The sequence below is a fragment of the Burkholderia sp. APQ4-4ca genome (genome assembly GCF_057837105.1).
The window spans coordinates 245,385-265,107 of the sequence record NZ_JBYQCG010000243.1 but is presented as its reverse complement, the minus strand read 5'-3'; the positions used below and the strand labels follow the sequence as shown (position 1 = coordinate 265,107).

General features: G+C 67.7%; 18 protein-coding genes and 2 pseudogenes. 10 read left to right on the top strand and 10 right to left on the bottom strand.

Features of this window, described 5'->3' with window-relative positions; genetic code table 11:
- From AC3IFE_RS33675 to dctA, 7 genes and pseudogenes are all read left to right on the top strand, one after another.
- A pseudogene (locus AC3IFE_RS33675) lies at positions 1–366 on the top strand (ISNCY family transposase); the annotation flags it as partial.
- A gap of 200 nt (positions 367–566) precedes the next feature.
- Positions 567–881, top strand: coding sequence for a helicase (locus AC3IFE_RS33670; RefSeq protein WP_489194693.1), 315 nt, complete (start codon positions 567–569; stop codon positions 879–881).
- A 139-nt stretch (positions 882–1,020) separates the two neighbouring features.
- Complete coding sequence (locus AC3IFE_RS33665) at positions 1,021–1,212, top strand: hypothetical protein (protein ID WP_489194691.1); 192 nt, start codon at positions 1,021–1,023, stop codon at positions 1,210–1,212.
- A gap of 366 nt (positions 1,213–1,578) precedes the next feature.
- Positions 1,579–2,022 carry an Hsp20/alpha crystallin family protein gene (locus tag AC3IFE_RS33660; protein WP_489194689.1) on the top strand — a complete coding sequence of 148 codons (444 nt, stop codon included), beginning with the start codon at positions 1,579–1,581 and terminating at the stop codon, positions 2,020–2,022.
- Between the two features lie 36 nt (positions 2,023–2,058).
- Entirely contained in the window at positions 2,059–2,484 is a 426-nt protein-coding gene (locus AC3IFE_RS33655) for an Hsp20/alpha crystallin family protein (protein ID WP_489194687.1), read from the top strand.
- Positions 2,485–3,195: 711 nt separating this feature from the next.
- Positions 3,196–4,119, top strand: coding sequence for a LysR family transcriptional regulator (locus AC3IFE_RS33650; RefSeq protein WP_489194685.1), 924 nt, complete (start codon positions 3,196–3,198; stop codon positions 4,117–4,119).
- Between the two features lie 34 nt (positions 4,120–4,153).
- Positions 4,154–5,488, top strand: a complete 1,335-nt coding sequence (gene dctA / locus AC3IFE_RS33645; RefSeq protein WP_489194683.1) for a C4-dicarboxylate transporter DctA — start codon at positions 4,154–4,156, stop codon at positions 5,486–5,488.
- Positions 5,489–5,512: 24 nt separating this feature from the next.
- Here the strand turns inward: dctA and AC3IFE_RS33640 are convergent, their stop codons facing one another.
- On the bottom strand, positions 5,513–6,295 hold the full coding sequence (locus tag AC3IFE_RS33640; RefSeq protein ID WP_089471308.1) for a substrate-binding domain-containing protein: 783 nt from the start codon (positions 6,293–6,295) through the stop codon (positions 5,513–5,515).
- 55 nt (positions 6,296–6,350) lie between these two features.
- Positions 6,351–7,646, bottom strand: a complete 1,296-nt coding sequence (locus AC3IFE_RS33635; RefSeq protein ID WP_089471309.1) for an MFS transporter — start codon at positions 7,644–7,646, stop codon at positions 6,351–6,353.
- Between the two features lie 327 nt (positions 7,647–7,973).
- On the opposite strand from AC3IFE_RS33635, the gene AC3IFE_RS33630 reads away from it, so the two are divergent.
- Positions 7,974–9,482, top strand: a complete 1,509-nt coding sequence (locus AC3IFE_RS33630; protein ID WP_489194680.1) for a GGDEF domain-containing protein — start codon at positions 7,974–7,976, stop codon at positions 9,480–9,482.
- Between the two features lie 109 nt (positions 9,483–9,591).
- Here AC3IFE_RS33630 and AC3IFE_RS33625 read toward each other — a convergent pair whose 3' ends face one another.
- Entirely contained in the window at positions 9,592–10,497 is a 906-nt protein-coding gene (locus AC3IFE_RS33625; protein WP_489194678.1) for a LysR family transcriptional regulator, read from the bottom strand.
- A 110-nt stretch (positions 10,498–10,607) separates the two neighbouring features.
- Between AC3IFE_RS33625 and AC3IFE_RS33620 the strand changes: the two genes are divergently transcribed.
- Positions 10,608–11,471 (top strand): SDR family oxidoreductase, encoded by an 864-nt coding sequence (locus tag AC3IFE_RS33620; RefSeq protein ID WP_489194676.1) that lies wholly within the window; start codon positions 10,608–10,610, stop codon positions 11,469–11,471.
- Positions 11,472–11,678: 207 nt separating this feature from the next.
- Positions 11,679–11,822: pseudogene (locus AC3IFE_RS33615) on the top strand (cupin domain-containing protein); the annotation flags it as partial.
- Between the two features lie 28 nt (positions 11,823–11,850).
- On the opposite strand, the gene AC3IFE_RS33610 reads toward AC3IFE_RS33615, so the two are convergent.
- From AC3IFE_RS33610 to AC3IFE_RS33580, 7 genes are all read right to left on the bottom strand, one after another.
- Positions 11,851–12,753, bottom strand: a complete 903-nt coding sequence (locus AC3IFE_RS33610; protein WP_489194705.1) for a GNAT family N-acetyltransferase — start codon at positions 12,751–12,753, stop codon at positions 11,851–11,853.
- 181 nt (positions 12,754–12,934) lie between these two features.
- On the bottom strand, positions 12,935–14,122 hold the full coding sequence (locus tag AC3IFE_RS33605) for a M20 aminoacylase family protein (RefSeq protein ID WP_089471710.1): 1,188 nt from the start codon (positions 14,120–14,122) through the stop codon (positions 12,935–12,937).
- 69 nt (positions 14,123–14,191) lie between these two features.
- The gene (locus AC3IFE_RS33600) at positions 14,192–15,649 is read right to left on the bottom strand and encodes an aldehyde dehydrogenase family protein (protein ID WP_489194674.1); all 1,458 of its coding nucleotides are present in this window, start codon (positions 15,647–15,649) and stop codon (positions 14,192–14,194) included.
- Entirely contained in the window at positions 15,646–16,923 is a 1,278-nt protein-coding gene (locus tag AC3IFE_RS33595; protein ID WP_489194672.1) for an NAD(P)/FAD-dependent oxidoreductase, read from the bottom strand. The genes AC3IFE_RS33600 and AC3IFE_RS33595 overlap by 4 nt, the downstream gene beginning before the upstream one ends.
- Positions 16,924–17,104: 181 nt before the next feature.
- Complete coding sequence (locus tag AC3IFE_RS33590; protein ID WP_089471313.1) at positions 17,105–18,430, bottom strand: NAD(P)/FAD-dependent oxidoreductase; 1,326 nt, start codon at positions 18,428–18,430, stop codon at positions 17,105–17,107.
- A gap of 2 nt (positions 18,431–18,432) precedes the next feature.
- The gene (locus AC3IFE_RS33585) at positions 18,433–19,167 is read right to left on the bottom strand and encodes a cupin domain-containing protein (RefSeq protein ID WP_489194670.1); all 735 of its coding nucleotides are present in this window, start codon (positions 19,165–19,167) and stop codon (positions 18,433–18,435) included.
- A 119-nt stretch (positions 19,168–19,286) separates the two neighbouring features.
- Positions 19,287–19,718 carry a helix-turn-helix domain-containing protein gene (locus AC3IFE_RS33580; RefSeq protein WP_089471315.1) on the bottom strand — a complete coding sequence of 144 codons (432 nt, stop codon included), beginning with the start codon at positions 19,716–19,718 and terminating at the stop codon, positions 19,287–19,289.
- Positions 19,719–19,723 lie beyond the last annotated feature (5 nt).

Here is a 19,723-nt window from a genome sequence, read left to right as displayed (position 1 = left end):
CGCTACATCGACGTCTGGGAGTATCCGGATGGTCGGATCGAGATCCAGGCTGATGGCGAGGTATTGCGATGTCGTCTTTACGACAAACTGGCAGAGGTCGATCAAGGCGCGATCATCGAACACAAGCGCCTGAGCCACGCGCTGCAAGTGGCTGAAGCGATTCAAGCGCAGCGCGATAACCGGCGGATTTCGGGTTCCCCGTCGCGCGCCAATCGAGGGCTACCGGTACGAGCCAAGGCATCGTTGCCAGGTGCCAAGAAACAGCGCGCGTTCACGGAAACTGATATCGAAGCAGCCATCCTGCAGGTCGCTTCACAAACACATCAAACGGAATCGAATCGGCGGTCTGCGAAGGCCCGCGGGTGAACGTAAGCGCCCTGCTGCTTCAAGCTCGGCGCTTCAACGTTAAAGGGATGGAAAGGCCGATGAAACATGCGACATCTGTATTTAGCTGGCGCTACGACATCTGAATCCGGGTATGACAAAGGGGGCGAATCGATGTTTCGACTCCGATCGGGCCGCTTTTGTCGGAGTTAGAATAGCGCCCCTTCACATGGGAGACGACAATGTCCTGGTTCGTTTATGAAGTGCCCGAATATCACGAAGACGCCGCGCGCATCGAACCCTTCAGCGAGCTGCGTAGCCGTGTGCTGAAAGCCGGTGGGCCGGCCATGGCAGACGACCTGGAAAGCGTTCGTGAAAACGCCGCGGCGACAGCCGACACGCCGGAGCATCCGCTGCGTACGCCGGAAAATCCGCAGGTCTTTCCGATTCCTTACGCCGACTCCATGATCCTGGTCGGGTTCATCTTCGATCTGAAACGCGAATTCCGGCAACTGGTCGTGTCGCCCGTGGAAATGCCCTGGCTGAAAGACGCGTAAAACCTGACAGACGCGTAAAGCGTTGCGTCGACGTGATCGTGCTTTCGTCACGAGCCGGCCGGGGCGCCGCGTCCGCGTGGCCCGCGCCTTGCTCGCGTACACGGTGCGCAACATCCCAGGTTGCGACCAGGAGAGCAAGATGACACATCAACAGCCACAAGCAGACAAGCAGACAGGTAACGAGCAGCCCGCGGAGAAGCGCGACGATGGGCAGCAGACCTTCGAAACCGATATTTCCGAAACGGGCGACGACGGCACCACGGTGCGTCAGGCCGAGGTTCGCGAGGACGACCTGTCCGAAGTGAAGCCGCCGTCCGGGCCGTCGCGCTGAACGGAGGGACGCGACGGCGCAGGGACGCCGCCGCGTCTTTTCCAGCGTGCCATTGCAAATTCCGCCTTCTATCGCCGTGCTCCGATCCGCGCAACGTCGGCATGTCGGACCCGGCCATCTCGACGCCGACCATGCCGGCCGCTCCGACGACGATTTCCCACAGGGCACACGCACGTATCGACGGAATGCCGCCGCCCCTCCCCTTGAAATTCACGCGCCGTATCCTATTTTAGGTATCGCTCAAGGCAGTCGCGGTTGACGCGCTGCGTGTTTCGATTTGTTAGTCAGCGACCCTGTCGCGGATAGACGAACTGGAGCGCGTGGTCCGGTTCGTTCCCTCGCAGGGAGCACCCCCAGGAGCCAGTCATGAGCGATATCTTCTTCCCCACCGATCTGCTGGCGGAATTCGACCGCCTGCAACGGCAGATGGCCAGCGCGTTCACGGGTTTTCCGACCAGTCTGCGCGCCCCGCGTCCCGGTGCATTTCCACCGGTCAATATCGGCAGCACCGACGACACGGTCGAGATCGTCGCGCTCGCGCCGGGTCTCGACCCCGCGAAGCTCGACATCTCCGTCGATCGCCGGCTGCTGACGATCAGCGGCGAGCGCACGCCGCCGGACGATGGCGCGACCGACGACGAGCGGCGCATCTACGCGAGCGAGCGCTTCATGGGCGCGTTCCGCCGCGTGGTCGAACTGCCGCAGCACGCGGACCCCGACAAGATCGACGCGCGCTATGCGAACGGCTGCCTGACGATCAGCGTCGGCAAGTCGGAAGCATCGAAGCCGCGGGCGATTACCGTCCAGTAAACAGCACGGCGTCACGAACGCATGACGGAGGACATCATGAGTGACACGAACACCACTGAACTGACCGCCCGTCCGGCCGATACGCGAACGGCCGTGACGAACCGCGAGCCGGGTCGGCGCGACACGCCGCGCACGCGGATTGCGCCAGCCGTCGACATCGTCGAGGATGCGCACGGCATCACGTTGTACGCGGACCTGCCGGGCGTGCCGCGCGACAAGCTCGACGTTCGCGTGCACGACGGCCGCCTCGCCATCGACGCGGAGGCCGTCGTTCCGACGCCACCGGGATTGCGTCTGCAACACGGTGAAGTGCAGCATCCGCACTTCTCGCGCGCATTCACGCTGAGCCCGGATGTCGACGTGTCGCGAATCGACGCGCAACTGCGCGACGGCGTGCTGAAACTGCGCATCCCGCGGCGCGAAGAAGCGAAGCCGCGGCGGATCCAGGTGACGGCGGGGTGAATGTATCGGCCCCCGTCAGTCGGCGACGATTTCGATCGTCGCCGACTGACGGATCGCCACGCGACACAGCTGCAGGAACATCGGCGGGCAGCGTGTAGGTGGCATCCGTGACCACGTAGGGGTTCGGCGCCGGAGGCGCCGCCAGCCGCGGCAGCTCGCGCACGGCCTGCGCGAGCCGCGCGGCCATGCCGTCCGCCCGGGACGACAGCAGCCGGCGCAGCGTGCCGAGGCTCGGCGCATAGCCGTGGGCCGCGTAGAAAGTGCCGTAGTCGTCGCCGAGGTAGTAGCCGGTCGTGCCGTTGTTGTCGAGCCCGTGATCGCCGACGCGCACCGGCAACGACACCCGCGTCAGGCCGCCGTCCTCGTCCTTGCCGGTCGCGCTCCAGCTCTGCCGCACCCACGGCCGCCCGGCCACGCCGAACGACGTCGCCATGCGCACCACCGCGAGCAGCCGCCCGACCAGCACGGACAGGTTGCCGCTGTTCGGAATGCCCGACCCCGTCGGCAGGATCGACGCGAAATCGGCGGCGTCGAGCGTGACCAGCGTGGCCGAACCCGGCGGCACCGCCAGCGTGAGCGCGCTCAGCGTCTGGCCGGTGAAACGCCCGGTCGTGTCGCGCCACGCCAACGCCGTCGCATGGACGCCGCGACACGCCTGACCCCGCCGGAATCATGCAAAATGCTGCGCATCTGAGTGGCGGAGAGTGGCCGGTGGGCATCAATTTCGATTTGACGGACTTGCAGGCGTTTCGCGCGGTCGTGGAAACGGGCAGTTTCCGCAAGGCCGCCGAAGCGGTCAGCCTCTCCCAGCCCGCATTGAGCCGCCGGATCGACAAGCTCGAGGACGCGCTCGGCGTGCGGCTGTTCGAACGCACCACGCGCCGCGTCGCGCTCACCACCGTCGGCCGCGTGTTCGCGCAGAGCGCCGAACAGCTGCTCGACGATCTCGACGCCGCGCTGCTCGGCATCCGCGACGTGTCGTCGAGCCGCCTGGGCCATGTGACGATCGCGTGCGTGCCGTCGGTCGCCTACTACTTCCTGCCGCCCATCATCGCCCGCTATCATCAGCGCTTTCCGCGCATCCGGGTGAAGCTGCTCGACGCCAGTGCCAACGAAGTGCTGGGCGCGGTCATCAGCGGCGAGGCGGATTTCGGCGTGAGCTTCATCGGCAGCCAGGAGGCGGAGGTCGAGTTCAAGGTGCTGCTCCAGGAACGGTTCGTCGCCGCCTGTCGCCGCGACCACCCGCTCGCGCGCAAGAAGCGCGTGACCTGGAACGAACTCTACGAGCACGATTACGTGTCGGTGGACAAGACGTCCGGCAACCGCCTGCTGCTCGACCAGGCCCTGGCGGCCGTCGCGCCGCGCAAGCCGAGCGTCTGCGAGGCGCGCCACGTCACGACCCTGCTCGGGCTGATCGAGGCCGGGCTCGGCGTCGCCGCGGTGCCGTCGATGGCGATGCCGGGGTATGACCACCCTGTCCTCACGAGCGTGCCGCTCGTCGAGCCGGCCGTGAAACGGCGCGTGGGCATCGTCAAGCGGCGCGGGCGCTCGCTCACGCCGGCTGCCGAGGCGTTTCACCGGATGATCGTCGACGCGAAGCGCGGCGGCGCCGACGGCGGCGGTACATCGGCATGACGACGACGGAACGGAAACCAAGGAAGGCGGCATCGTGAGGTGGACCCGGCTGTTCAAATCGCTTTACGTGCAGGTCCTGCTCGCGATGATGCTCGGCATCGGCATCGGTCACGTGTGGCCGGCGGCGGGCGCGATGCTCAAGCCGCTCAGCGACGCATTCGTCGCGCTCGTGAAAATGACCATCGCGCCGATCGTCTTTTGCACGATCGTGTCGGGCATCACGTCGCTGTCGAACGGGCGGACCATCGGCCGCACGATCGCGCGGGCGCTCGCGCTCTTCTATCTGTTGACGGCCGCCGCGCTCGCGTTCGGGCTCGCCGCCGCCTACGTGCTGCAACCGGGCGCCGGCATGCACGTCGACGTCCGTCATCTGGATGCGAGCATCCTCGCGCCGTACGCGAAGCATGCGGAGCCGCGCAGCCTGGTGGCGTTCGCGCTCGGCGTGATTCCGGACACGATGCTCGGCGCGTTCGCGACCGGCGAAGTGTTGCCGGTGCTGCTGCTGTCGCTGTTGTTCGGCTTCTCGCTGAATGCGCATCCGCGCGCCGCCCGGCCCGTGCTTGCGCTGATCGACGGCATCGCGCAAGTCGTCTTTCGCGTGCTCGCGATGATCATGCGGCTCGCGCCGCTCGGCGCATTCGGCGCAATGGCGTTCACGGTGGGCCGCTTCGGCATCGGCTCGGTCGGCTCGCTCGCGAAGCTGATGGTGTGCTTCTACGTGGCCTGCGCGCTGTTCGTCGCGCTGGTGCTCGCCCCGCTCGCGCGACTGCACGGCTTCGCGCTGTGGCGGCTCCTGCGCTACCTGCGCGAAGAGTTGCTGATCGTGCTCGCGACCTCGTCCACCGAGCCGGTCCTGCCGCGCCTGATCGTCAAGCTGGAAGCGCTCGGCTGCGACAAGGGCGTCGTGGGGCTGGTACTGCCGGCCGGTTATTCGTTCAATCTGGACGGCACCGCGATCTATCTGACGCTCGCGGCGTTGTTCATCGCGCAGGCCTGCGACGTCCCGCTTTCCGCGCCGCAGGTCGCGACGATGCTCGCGATCATGCTGGTCACGTCCAAGGGCGCGGCCGGCGTGTCCGGCAGCGGGCTCGTCGCGCTGGTCGCGACGCTCGCCGTGATGCCCGACCTGCCCATCGCCGGGGTTGCGCTGCTGGTCGGCATCGATCGCTTCATGTCCGAAGCGCGCGCGCTGACCAGCGTGATCAGCAACGCGTGCGCGGTGATTTTCGTGTCGATGTGGGAAGGTGCGTGCGACCGGACGCATCTGGTGCAGCGGCTCGCGGCGGCCGGGCCGGCGTTGCCGGACGCGGCCGATGAGGACAGCGCCGCGGCGGACGGCGGCGGCGGTCGCGACGGGAAGACGATCTGATGCGCGCCCTCCCGTCGATCGGGCTCAGTGCGCGGAAACGGAATCCAGGCCGGTCGCTTTCACGTCGGCCTGCACGCCGGGCGACGCGAGATAGTCGAGCAACGCCTTCGCTTCCTTCGGATGCTGCGCGCCGACCGGGATGCCGGCGGCGAAGCGCGTGACGGACTGCAGCGATTCGGGAATCTTGCCGACGAAGGCCGCGCCCTTGACGGGCAGCAGCTCGCTGACCTGCTGGAAGCCGATTTCGTAGTCGCCGTTCGCGACGACCGACGCCACTGGAATCCGCGGAATCATCTTCGCCTTCGACTTCACCTGCTCCTCGATGCCGAGCTTCTTGAACAGCTCGCGCTCGATATACACGCCGCTCGCGCTGTCCGAATAGGCGATCGACTTCGCGTGCAGCAGCACCTGCTTGAGCCCTTCGGGGGTGCTGATGTCGGGCTTGGCCGCGCCGTCGCGCACGACCATGCCGATGCGCGAGTCGGCCAGATCGACGCGGGAGTCGGGGATGACCTTGCCCTGCTTGATCAGATCGTCCAGCGCGTAGCCGACCATGATCACGGCGTCGGCGGGCTCGCCGCGCGCGAGCCGGTTCGGAATCGCTTCGGGCGACTTGCCCATCGACGGGCCGAGCGCGGTCGCGAGCGTATTGCCCGTCGTGGACGCGAATCGCGGGCCGAGCACCTTGTAGGCGGCGGTGAAGCCGCCCGAACTCATCACGTGCAATTCGGCGGCCTGGACGTTGGCCGCGACCGCCGCGGTGGCGACGAGCGCGGTCGCGCAGCATTTCAGGAACAGGTTTCTCATGGTCGGGGTCGTGCGGATGCGTGGGTGGGGATGAACGTTGCGGATGGGCCGGACATCAATGCGCGGGCGTCAACGTCGCCGTGCGGTGACGATAGAGCGCGAACGTCGCGAGCAGCGCGCACACGGCGGCGAAGCTCATCCAGTAACCCGGTGCGGCCTTGTCGCCCGTCGCGTGAATGAGCGCGGTCGAGATGGCCGGCGTGAAACCGCCGAACACGGCCGTCGCGAGGCTGTACGCGAGCGAGAAGCCCGCGACGCGCACCTGCACCGGCATCACTTCGGTGAGCGCGACGACCATCGCACCGTTGTAGATCCCGTACATGAACGACAGCCAGAGCAGGACGAGCAGCATGTTGGCGAACGACGGCGCGTGAGCGAGGAACGACAGCGCCGGATAGGCGGTCACCACGGTGAGCATCGTCATGCCGACCAGCAGCGGCCGACGGCCGATCCGGTCGGACAGCGCCCCGCCGATCGGCAGCCACACGAAGTTCGACACGCCGACGCAGAGCGTCACGAGCAGGCTGTCGGCGGTGCTCAGGTGCAGCACGGTCTTGCCGAAGGTCGGCGCGTAGACGGTGATCAGATAGAAGCTCGTGGTGGTCATCGCGACCAGCATCATGCCGGCGATCACGACGCCCCAGTTCTGCACCAGCGTAGCGAACACTTCCTTCATGCCCGGACGATGCTGGCGGGCCTTGAACTCCTGGGTTTCCTGCAGGTTGCGGCGCAGCAGGAAGATGAACGGCACGATCATGCAGCCGACGAAGAACGGCACGCGCCATCCCCAGGCGGCGATCTGCGACGTGCTCAGCCACTGATTGAGCGCAAAGCCGAGGGCCGCCGCGATGACGATCGCCACCTGCTGGCTGGCCGATTGCCAGCTCGTGAAGAAGCCCTTGCGGCCGGGCGTCGCCAGCTCGGCGAGATAGACCGACACGCCGCCCAGTTCGGCGCCCGCGGAGAAACCCTGCAGCAGGCGGCCGATCAGCACGAGCACGGGCGCGAGCAGCCCGATCGTCGCGTAGCCGGGGACGAACGCGATCAGGATGGTGCCGCTCGCCATGATCGACAGCGTGACGATCAGGCCCTTGCGGCGGCCGACCTCGTCGATGTACGCGCCCAGCACGATCGCGCCCAGCGGACGCATCAGGAAGCCGGCGCCGAACACGGCGAAGGTCATCATCAACGATGCGAATTCGCTTTGCGCGGGGAAGAAGACGTTGGCGATCTGCGTGGCGTAGAAGCCGAACAGGAAGAAATCGAACTGCTCGAGAAAATTGCCGGCCGTGACGCGAAAGATCGCGGCGGCCTTCGAGCGTTCGGCCGGAAGGCTGGACGAGGGGTGCATCTGGGTGTCTCCTGAAAATCCTGGAATACGCGGGAGGGGCTGGTCGATTGTCGTTTTCCGGCATGTTGGCGCGGGATCGATCAAACGATAAGTGCGATTTTTGGAAGGATTGATGCAGTCCGGTTATCAATCGACGTGATCTGCGTGGGGCCGGGCCGCGCTCGGGCCGTCCCGCCGCATGGCCGCACACGTTTGCGTCGTCGCGTCGGGCCGCGGTCGTCGATGGGCTGTCGACGGGCGGCCTCGATTTTTCATTAACCGTGCCGTTAACCAGAACTGGACCCGCGCCGGCGCACGTGCAGCCGGCGTCTCAAAACGAGCGCGAGCATGCCCGCATTCACTTCGATCGAGAAAATCGCCGACTGGGCCGGACGCCACCCGTTCGTCGTCGGCGCGTTGGGCACGCTGATGTCGCTTGCGGCGCTCGCGATCAGCGCGGTGACGCTGTGGGTCGCGCGCAGCGGAATCATCGAGCATGCGCACGAGACGTCGCGCAACGTCGTCGCCGTGCTCGCGAGCCAGATATCGAGGACGGTCGACACGTCGAACACCGCGCTGCTCGCGCTGGCGGCCGATCTCGGCAAGCCGGCCGTGCAGCGCATGGACGCCGGGCTGCGGCACGATCTGCTGTTCGAGCGCACCGCGGCGCAATACATGACCGGCATGGGCGTGACCGACAGGCAAGGCCGGCTGATCGACGGGTGTTGCGGCACGGTCCACCGCTGGGACTTCAGCGATCGCGACTACTTCAAGGTCCATCGCGATGCGGACGACGTCGGGCTCTACGTGTCCCAGCCCTATCGCGCCCGCTCGCGCGGCGGCAAGGAGTCCATCGCGCTGTCGCGGCGCGTCGAGCGGCCGGATCATACGTTCGACGGAATCGCGGTCGTCGCCGTCGATCTCGCTTACTTCGAGCAGTTGCTGTCCCGCCTGGACGTCGGGCCGAACGGGGTCAGCGCGATCGTACGCGCGGACGGCACGATCCTCGCGAGAAACCCGTCGTTGAACGACGGCCAGATGAAACGCCTGCGCCGCTCGACATCCTTCAAGCGGATGGTGAACAGCGAATCGGGCTTCTATCCCGCGCGTTCGAGCATCGACGGCACCGTGCGGCTCTATACCTACCAGCGGATACCGGGCACCCCGCTGATCGCGGTCGTCGCGCCGGCCGAAGACGACGTGCTGGCCGGCATCCGGCGCCTGTCGTGGGCGGTCGGCGTGTCGGCATCCGTGATCTGCGCATTGTTCTGCGCGGTGGTCTGGCTGCTGGCCTTCGCGTTGCGCGACAACTTCCACAAGCAGACGCTGCTGACCGATCTCACGCGTACCGATCCGTTGACCGGCTTGCGGAACCGTCGCGCGCTCGATACCGCGCTGGCCGACGAATGGGAGCGGCTGCAGCGCGGCAGCGGCGGCACCCTGTCGGTGCTGTTCATCGACGCCGATCACTTCAAGCAGTACAACGACCGGCACGGGCACGCGCAAGGCGACACCGCGCTGCGCTTTCTCGCCGAATGCATCCGCGCGCATACGCGGCGGCGCGGCGACCTCGCCGCGCGCTACGGCGGCGAGGAATTCGTCGCGCTCTTGCCCGATACGGATGAAAACGGCGCCACACAGGTTGCCGAAGCGATTCGCCGCGAAGTCGAACGCAACCGGCTCGACGGGTTTGCGGAAACCGTGCCGGCTTTCACGGTCAGCATCGGCTGTGCGACCGGCCGGCGCACGCGGCATGCGTCCATGCTCGCGCTGTCGCACCAGGCGGACATGGCGCTCTACCGCGCAAAGCGCGAAGGCAGAAACCGCGTGTGTTGCGCGCAGACGGACCCGGTGTGAAAGCGCCGGTTCGATCGGGACCGACGGCAGCACGCGCGGCGCCGGTTCCGACGGCATCCCGCTCGGAACGTCGCGGCCACGCGCGTGCGCTGCCGCGACCGTGGCCGTTTCACTGCCCGGGTTCGATATACGCCGCCAGTTCTTCCGGCTCGCCCGACGGAAACGCGTCCTTCAGGTGATCGAGAAACGCGGACACGCGCGCGCTCAATAATCGCCTGGACGGATACAGCGCCCACAGCGCGATATCGGAACCCGGCACGTCGCCCCAACTGACGAGCGTGCCGGCGTCCAGGTCGCGGCCCACGAGCGATATCGGCAGGCACGCGGCGCCCAGGCCGAGACGGACCGTATCGCGCACCATGCTCAGCGACGACAGCCGCGCCACCGGTTCGACCGGGATGCGCGCGGCCCCGGCCGGCCCGGTGACCTCCCATGCAGTGCGCGTGTCGTTCGCGCCGCGCACCACGGCCGGTGCCGGCGTGGGCGCGTCGCCGCCGGGCCGCGCCAGCGCGGGCTTCGCGACGACGACCAGCCGGTCGCGCAGGATCACGCGCCCGATCAGGCTTTCGTCGGGGTCCGGGTTCACGCGGATCACGAGGTCGTACCCTTCCTCGATCATGTCGACGGGCCGGTCTTCGGTCGTTACCTCCAGCCGGACGTCCGGGTATTTCAGCGCGAACGTCGCCACCAGCTTCCCCATCGCGAACTGGGAAAATAGCATCGGCGCGCTGATGCGCAGCCGGCCGCGCGGCCGCTCGCTCCCCGCTGCGATCGCCGACGCGCTGTCGGCCAGCTCCGCGAGCAGCGCGCCCGTCCGCTCGTAGAGCGCGCGCCCTTCCTGCGTGAGTTTCACGCCGCGCGAGCCGCGCTCGAACAGACGCAGCGACAGGCTGTTCTCCAGTTCCGCGACACGGCGCGACAGCGTCGCCTTCGGGCGATCGGCGACCCGTGCGGCCTCCCCGAAGCTGCCATGGCGGGCGACGAGATTGAAATCGGCGAGAGCGAGCAGGTCCATGTGTTCCACCAGTGAGACGACACGTCTATTTATCACACCTTCCGGATCGTATGTGGATCACCTAACTTACGTGTGCAGTCAATCCCATCGTTATCTCAGGAGTGAACATCATGACCATTCTCGTTACCGGCGCCACCGGCCGTATCGGCCGCCAGCTCGTCCGTCAACTTGTCGATCGTGGCGCCGACGTGCGCGTGCTGGTGCGCGATCCGGCCAAGGCCGACTTTCCCGCGGCCGTGACCGTCGCGCAGGGCGACATGCTCGACGTCGACGCGTTGCGGGCGGCCTTCTCCGGTGTACGCACGCTATTCCTGCTCAACGGCGTGGCGGGCGACGAATTCACGCAGGCGCTGATCGCGCTGAACCTCGCCCGCGAAGCAGGCATCGAGCGCGTCGTCTATCTGTCGGTCCTGCACGCCGACCGCTTCGTGAACGTGCCGCACTTCGCGGTGAAATCCGGCGCGGAGCGGATGATCGAGCAGACGGGTTTCAGCGCGACGATCCTGCGGGCCTCGTATTTCATGGACAACGATGCGATGGTCAAGGACGTGATCGTCGGACACGGCGTGTACCCGATGCCGATCGGCGGCAAGGGCGTCGCGATGGTCGACGTGCGCGACATCGCGGAAGTCGCGGCGATCGAGTTGATCCGCCGCCACGATGCGCCGGGCAAGCTGCCGGTCGACACCCTCAACCTGGTCGGGCCCGACACGCTGACCGGCCCGCAGCTGGCGTCGATCTGGTCGGACACGCTCGGGCGCCCGGTTGCCTATGGCGGCGACGATCCCACGCCGTTCGAAGACAATTTCGCGAAATTCATGCCGAAATGGATGGCATACGAAATGCGGCTGATGGCCGAGCGCTACGTCAGCGACGGGATGGTGCCGGAGGCCGGCGACGTCGAACGGCTGACCGCGATCCTCGGCCGCCCGCTGCGGACGTATCGCGACTTCGTGGCCGCGCTCGTGCGTTGAGGGCGTGCCGAGCGTTCGTGCATCGGGCGGCAGAGCAGGCAGTCGCCAAGCGGTTGCACCGGCAGCGCGCGCGGCCGGTTCGTCCATCCGGTCACCCTGCCGTCGCCGGCGACGCGGCCACGGGGTGGCATCGCCGCGTGCGCGGCGGATTTCGCGGCATCCCGACATCCGGCAGCGAAGCGGCGGCGTCAATATAATCGGCTGTTCCTGCCGCGCGGCACGCAGCACAATCCGGTCGCCGACGACGAATGCTGGATCGTGCTGATCGAGCCCGTGCAGACCCGGCATACCGGCGACGTCCAGTCGCCGCTGACGCGCACGATCGACGAGCAACTGGGCCGGGCGCGCTGAATTCGCCGGGCGCGGCGGCGGCCGACGGCTACAACATCGCCTGACTGACCAGCCCGTACAGTCCGACTATCGGGTCGGCCGCGCCCTCGTGTGCCGCGGCCGGCGCGTTGCGAACCATCTTCGAACAGGTATCCACCTGCTTCAGTCCCTGTTCGCTCAACCAGTCCGGCAAACTGCTCCCGTCGGGCACATCGATACGCACGAATTCGCCGTCGCGTTTCGTCAGCCAATAGCCGATCAGCGCCTTCGCGCGCGCATCGTCGCTCGAACGCGGCGCGACCACCGGACCGACCACGTAACCGCGACCGAAGCGCCGCAGCACCGAAAACCCGATGATCTCGCCGTCGCGTTCGAGCACGACGCTTTCTCCCCGCGCCTGCAACGCGGACAACAGCGCTTCGCGCTCGAGGCCGGACGCACGCGCGTCGAGTTCGACCAGGCGTGGCCAGTCGGTCGGCGAACCCGCACGCAGACGCTCGCCGTCGGGCACCGCGACGGCGGCGGGCCGATCCACGTTCCCCTGATATTGGCCCAGCGAGCCGCACACGGTGAACCCCAGTTTCTCGTAGAGCGGCCGACCGGCCGGCGTCGCGTGCAGGAACGTGATGCGCGGCCCCAGTTCGTCGAGGAGCGTCTCCATCAGCTTGCGGCCGATTCCGCGGCCCTGATGCGCGTCGGAGACGATCACATGCCCGATCGCCGCGCGATCCGCACCGTACTTCCAGCACATCGCCGTGCCGATGACGACGCCGTTTTCCTCGGCCGCGAATGCGGTCGACGTTTCCGCGGAAAACTGCCAGTCTTCCGCCCGGAACGGCCAGCGAAGCGCCGTGGAAAGCGCATGGGCGGCGGGGACGTCCGCCGCGGTGAATCCGCGGTAGTGAAGCGCCGACGTCGCGCCGGCCTCGTTCATTTCGTGTTCCTGTTGCATCAAGCAGTCCTTCCAAACGGTGTTGTTTTGCAATGCGGCACGCAAGAAAAATGCGGCGCGCTCACATCGAAGGGACGGCAAATCGACGTTTGCGTCCCGATGTTCGAGATGCCCGGATCTCGCCGATTGGCGCGTGCGCCCGACGACCGGACGTCGACCGGTTTCCACGCCGCCCGACGCATCACGGCGATCGCGCGAAGTAATGCTGCGCCAGCGCGACCCAATAGCGGACGCCGGCCGGAATGATCTCGTCGTTGAAGTCGTATTTCGGGTGATGCAGCGCCGGTGCGCTCGCGCCGTCCTGCGCATTGCCGATCAACACGTACGCGCCCGGCCGTTCCTCCAGCATGAAGCCGAAATCTTCGGAGGTCATGTTCGGCGGCACGTCGCGATCGACGCGCGCGTCGCCGAACGTGTCGCGAATCACCGCTTCGCACAGCGCCGTCTCGGCCGGCGTGTTGACCGTCGCCGGGTAGTACTGAAAAAACTCCACGTCGACCTGCGCGCCATAGGCTCCCGCGAGCCCTTCGCACGCGAGCCGCACGTCGCGCTGCAGCTTCTGCTGCAAGGCCGACGACAGCGTGCGGATCGTGCCGCGCAGCTCGGCGGTGTCGGGAATCACGTTGTCCGTCGTGCCCGCATGGAACATGCAGACGGAAATGACCGCCGGGTCGACGGGATCCTTGTGCCGCGCGGCGATGGTCTGGCACTGCAGCACCATCGAGCATGCGAGCGGCACCGGATCGATGCCCAGATGCGGCTGCGCCGCGTGCGCGCCCTTGCCCGTCACCGTGATCCTGAAGCGCGAGCCGGCGGCCATGATCGCGCCGGTGCGCAACCCGAAATGCCCGGCCGGCAGACCAGGCCAGTTGTGCATGCCGAACACCGCTTCCGTCGGGTATTGCTCGAACAGCCCGTCGTCGATCATCCTGCGCGCGCCCGCGCCGCCCTCTTCGCCCGGCTGAAACACGAAATGAACGGTGCCGGGCAACTGCGGCAGTTCCTTCAGCACGCGTGCGGCGCCGAGCAACATCACGGTATGGCCGTCATGGCCGCACGCGTGCATGATCCCGTGCGTGCACGACGCGTGAGCGAAGTCGTTGGCTTCGTGGATCGGCAGCGCATCCAGATCGGCGCGCAACACGATGCCGCGGCGCGGATCCGCGCCGGGCAGGCTCGCGACGACGCCCGTGCCGCCGAGTCCGCGCGACACCGCATAGCCGAGCGCCTCGAGCTCGCGGGCGACGACGTCGGCCGTCCGGTGTTCTTCGAATCGCAACTCGGGATGCGCATGCAGGTCGCGGCGCAGCTTCGCCCAGTGCGCGTGATGCGCATGCAGCGACGAGTCGGGGATGACGGGATTGTCCAATTTCGGCACCTTCGGAATGTAGCGGGCTTCCAACTGTACTGCCGGCGCGAATCGCGCGCCGTGGCTGCGTCAGTCGTAATAGCCGACGATCGACTTGGTTTCCATGTATTCCTCCATCCCTTCGATCCCGTACTCGCGGCCGTTGCCCGACTGCTTGTATCCGCCGAACGGCGCCTGAGGGTCCCATGCCGGGTAGTTCAAGTGCACTTGGCCGGCGCGGATACGCGCGGCCACCGCGCGTGCACGCTCCTTGTCGGTGCCCTGCACGTGCGCGCCCAACCCGTAGACCGTGTCGTTCGCGATCGCGACCGCTTCGTCCACGGTGTCGTAAGGCAGGATCGCGAGCACCGGGCCGAAGATCTCCTGCTGCGCGATCGCCATGTCGGTGCGCACCTCGGAGAAAATCGTCGGCCGCGCATAAAAGCCGCGGTCGAGCCCCTTGGGCCGGCCTGGGCCGCCGGCGATCAGCTTCGCGCGTTCGTCGATGCCCACGTCGATCATCTGCGCAACGCGCCCGAACTGCGCGCGATTGGCGAGCGGCCCGTGCGTCGTGGCTTCGTCGAACGGATCGCCGACGACGAGCGTTTGCGCGGTCGCGACGGCCAGCGCCTCGACGTCACCGAGCACGGCGCGCGGCACGATCATGCGGGTCGGCGCACTGCACGACTGCCCCATGTTGCGGAACGCGGCGGCCACGCCGGGCGGGATCGCACGCGGCAGGTCCGCATCCGGCAACACGATATTCGGCGACTTGCCGCCCAGTTCCTGCGCGACGCGCTTGACGGTCGCCGCCGCCGTCTGCGCGACGAGCACGCCGGCGCGCGTCGAGCCGGTGATCGACACCATGTCGACCTCCGGGTGCGACGACAGCGCGGCGCCCACCGTTTCGCCGCTACCGCTCACGAGGTTGAATACGCCGGCGGGCACGCCCGCATCGGCAACCACTTCCGCGAACAGTAGCGCGCTGAGCGGCGACAGCTCGCTCGGCTTCAGCACCACCGTGCAGCCGGCCGCGAGCGCCGGCCCGACCTTCGCGGTGATCTGGTAGATCGGCCAGTTCCACGGGGTGATCAGCGCACATACGCCGACCGGCTCGCGCGCGACCGCGGTCGTGCCGCGCCGTTCGACGAACGGGTAGCGCGCGAGGTTGTCGCGTGCGACGCGGATATGTTCAGCCGCGAGCGGCACGTGCGCGCCGCGCGCATAGCCGATCGGCGCGCCCATCTCCAGCGCGAGCGCGGTGGCGAACAACTCGGCGCGCGCCAGCATCAGCGCATGGATGCGGTCGAGCAACGCCGCGCGTTCCTGCGGTGAAGTCGCGGACCAGCGTTCGAACGCACGGCGCGCGGCCTGCACCGCGCGATCGGCGTCGCGCGCGCTGCCGAGCGGGATCTCGCCCAGCGTGCCCTCCGTGGACGGGCTGATGACGGCAAACCGATCGCCGCCTTCGGGCATGACCCAGTCGCCGTCGATGAAGAAGCGATCGAGCCTTCCGGCTTGCATCAGGTGAACAACAGGGGAATTCATTGAAGAGTGTCCTTGAGTCGATACCAGGCGCCGACGAACGGCAGAAACCACGGTTTGCCGAAGTGGCCCGGAATCGCGGGCCAGCCGAAACCTTTCCACGGGTTCAGATCGGCGCGTCCGTCCATGATCTCGGCCATCAACGTGCCCATCAGCGTGGCCATGTGCGTGCCGTGGCCGCTATAGCCCATCGAGTAGTAAACGCCGTCGCGCTCGCCCGCGCGCGGCAACCGATTGGCCGTCATGTCGACCATCCCGCCCCAGCAGTAGTCGATGCGTACGTCGGCCAGCTCGGGAAACACGGCGGCCATCTGCTGCCGCAGGATCGCCCCGCTCTTTTCGTCGGAGCGCGGATTCGACGCGGCAAAACGCGCGCGCCCGCCGAACAGCATCCGGTTGTCGGGCGTGACGCGAAAGAAATTCACGAAGTTCTTCGTGTCGGTGGCCATCCGGCGCGTCGGCAGCAAGCGGTCGAGCAGGTCGTTCGGCAATGGCTCCGTGACGATGATGAACGCGCCGACCGGCACGATCCGGCGGCGAACCCAGCCGAACGGCCCCACCTGCGAAATGCCGCTCGCGAGCAGCACCTGGCGCGCGCGGATCTCGCCGAGCGGCGTACGCACCGCGTACGCGCCGCCCGCTTGCCGCTGCAGGCCGAGCACCGGCGCATGCTCGAGAATATGCGCGCCGCGGGCTTGCGCGGCGCGCGCGAGGCCGCGCACGTAACGGCCGACGTGCATCCCGGCGCTCTTGCCGAACAGCAGCCCGCCGTGATAACGATCCGAGCCGATCTCGTCGCGCAGCTCCGCCTTCGTGACCACGCGCGTGTCGGGGTCCACGCTCGCCGCGAGCAGCGCCTGACTGCGCACGAGCTTGTCGTAATGCTCGGGCTTCGCCGCGAGCTTCAGCTTGCCGCGGCGCACGAAATCGCAATCGATCGACTCCTCCCTGACCAGTCGCTCGACCGTGTCGACGCCCGCGTCGAACGCGAGATAGAGACGGTTGGCCAGTTCCGTGCCGAGGCGCTGCGACAGCGACGCGTAATCCTGCGCGAAGCCGTTGTTGCACATGCCGCCGTTGCGTCCCGATGCCGCCTGCCCGACGGTGCCCGCCTCGCAGACGATCACGCGCGCGCCTTTCTTGGCCAGCGCCAGCGCGGCGGCCGAACCGGTGATCCCGCCGCCGACCACCACCACGTCGCAATTTCCGTCATGCAACGCCGGCGAGCTGCTCACGAATGGCTCCGACGTATCGAGCCAGTAGGAACTGAAACGCATCAGGCACTCCTAAGCTGTCCATCGCACCGCACCGCACCGCACCGCACCGCACCGCACCGCACCGCACCGCATCGCACTGCACTGCGCTGTCAGGCTGCCGCGCCGATCGGTCGCTTGCCCGCGATCCGGATCGAAGCACGTCGTCCGCAGGCCCCCCCGCATCGGCGCGACGCGCCCTGCATCAGAAATCCGCGACCTTGCCCCAGGCGGACTCGCTGAACCGGCCGGGCCGGTACGGCGTCGGGTCCACGAACGGCTCCGCACCGGACGCGAGATCGGCGATCAGGTGCCCGGCGCCCGGGCCGATCCCGAAGCCGTGCCCCGAAAACCCCGCGGCGAGGATCAGCCCCGGCACGCCCGGCACTTCGCCGATGCCCGGCACGCCGTCCGGCGTGCTGTCGACGTATCCGGCCCACGCGTGCGTGATCTTCGCCTCGCGCAATTCGGGCAACAGTTCGGATGCGCGGCGGTACGTTTCGGCGACCGTCGGCATGTCGGGCTTCGGATCGAGAATGCGCACGGCTTCCATCGGCGTCGGCGCGTCCAGGCGCCAGCGCTTCAACGTTTCATGGCCGCCGCGCACGCCTTCGAGGCCGCCCGGCAGCAGATTGCGCCAGCGTTTCGCGAACATCGGCACGAATTGCGGCGCGAAGCGCAGGAACTGCGGCGTCAGGTCCACGCGCGCGCGGCCGCTGATCGCCAACGCGTAGCGTCCGTCGCAGCGACGCGTGATGGACACGCCGGACGTGTACATCGCACCCGGCAGCGGCGTATCGACGGGCGACACGCTCAGGATCGACTGACGGATCGACGCTTGCGGAAACCGGATGCCGAGCTGGCGGCAGAACGACGACGCCCATGCGCCGCCGGCCATCACGACCGTTCGGGTCTTGATGACGCCGGCCTCGGTGACGACGCCGGCGACACGGCCGCCTTCGAGCTCGATGCCGCGCGCCGCGCAGTGCTGGTGGACACTGCCGCCCAGCTTGATCAGCGCGGCGGCCACGGCCGGCGCGGCCTTGCCTGGATCGGCCGTGCCGTCGGTCGGCGAGAACACGCCGCCCTTCCATTGCCGCCCGGTTGCCCGTCCGCGCTCGGCGGCCTGCTTGCTGTCGAGCATGTAGGTGGTCACGCCCGCGGTCTTCGCGAATTCACCCCAGCTGGCCCAGCGGGACAGCTCGGCCTCGTCGTTGCTGAGATACAGCAGCCCGCAGCGATGAAAGCCGGTGTCTTCTCCGGATTCGGCGGCGAACCGTTCCCACAGATCGATGCTCTTGCTCGCCATCGGCAACTCGCGCGCGTCGCGGTTCTGCTGGCGGCACCAGCCCCAGTTGCGGCTCGACTGTTCGGCGCCGATGCGCCCCTTCTCGACGAGCGCGACCGATATGCCGCGGCGGGCCAGGTAGTAGGCGGTGAAGACGCCGATGATGCCGCCGCCGATCACGACGACGTCGGCCGCGGCCGGCGGCGTGGACAAGGTTTCGATATGGCGCAGCGGAGGGGACATGCTCAGTCTCGTTCGGTGGAGGGTTTGACGTTCTGCATCACGTAGAACTTCGCCACGCGTTCGCTGCTTTCCCACCCGATCGACGCGCCGCGCGGCACGAACAGCGCGTCGCCGTTACCGAGCGCCTGCACGCTGCCGTCGGGCGCCGCGAACCGGACGCCGCCGTCCAGCAGGAACATGAACTCGTTCGCGCGATGCGGCCGGACGATCCGGTGATACGGCGTCGAATCCCACGTGCCCGCGCAGTACCCGGCGCCGTCGTCGGTGAATACGTTGTCGCTGCGGCATTGCGGCGCGGGGCCGAGCAGCACGTCGGCCGGCAGCGTGGCGGACGGTTTGAAGTTCGCGTCGGCGTGCAGCGCGAAGAGGCCTTGTTTCGTCGGTGTCTCGCACGCTGCCGAGCAGAACGTTAGCCGCACGGGCGATTGCGCGGCGATGCGCAGCGCGGTGCCGCGGCCGATCACGACGCCTTGCCGCGGGCCGAGCACCAGCGGCGCGGCCCCGGCCGCTTCGAGCGTCAGTTCGCCTTCGACGACGACGAGGGTTTCGATGTGCGGAAAACTCGACACGTCCTGTTCGCCGACGAAGCCGATGCGCCCCGCGGCCATCGCGTCGGGGCCTTCCCACGCGATCTCGCGATGCGACGCGAACGGATCGCTCGCGCCGAACGCCTGCTTGCGGAACGCGGTGGAAGACGGTGCGCCGTCGGCCCGGTGCAACACGAAAACTGCGGTCATTTCTGCTCCTGTGCAGTGCGTGACGGATTCGTTCGAAAGCGGTCACGCGATATCGGAAATCGTCGTTCGCCGGCTCGCCTGCCGGACGTCCTCAGCGGGTCATGTCGTCCATGCACGTGTTACGCCGCGTGACACGACGCATCGCGGCGTTCGCCACGCAAGCGCGTCGATGGCGTTCGCACCGGCGCGCCGCCTGTTCTGGCGACCACGTAATCGCGCGGCGTGATCCCTAGCACGCGCCGGAAATGCCGGCACAGATGGCTCTGATCGAAGAAGCCGACGTCGGTCGCGACGACCGACGGCGCGAGACCGGCGCGCAACAGGTCCTGCGCCCGCCGTATCCGCACGAGACACAGATACCGGTGCGGCGACAGCCCGGTTTCGCTGCGAAAGCGCGCGGTGAAACGCGACACGCTCAACCCGGCCACCGCCGCGAGCGTGTCGAGGTTCAGCGGCTGCGCGAACGATGCATCGATCGTGCGCAGCACGTCGCCGATCGCCGGCGACACGGGCCGCGCGACACGCGGCGAGCCCACGAATTGCACTGTCATGTCGA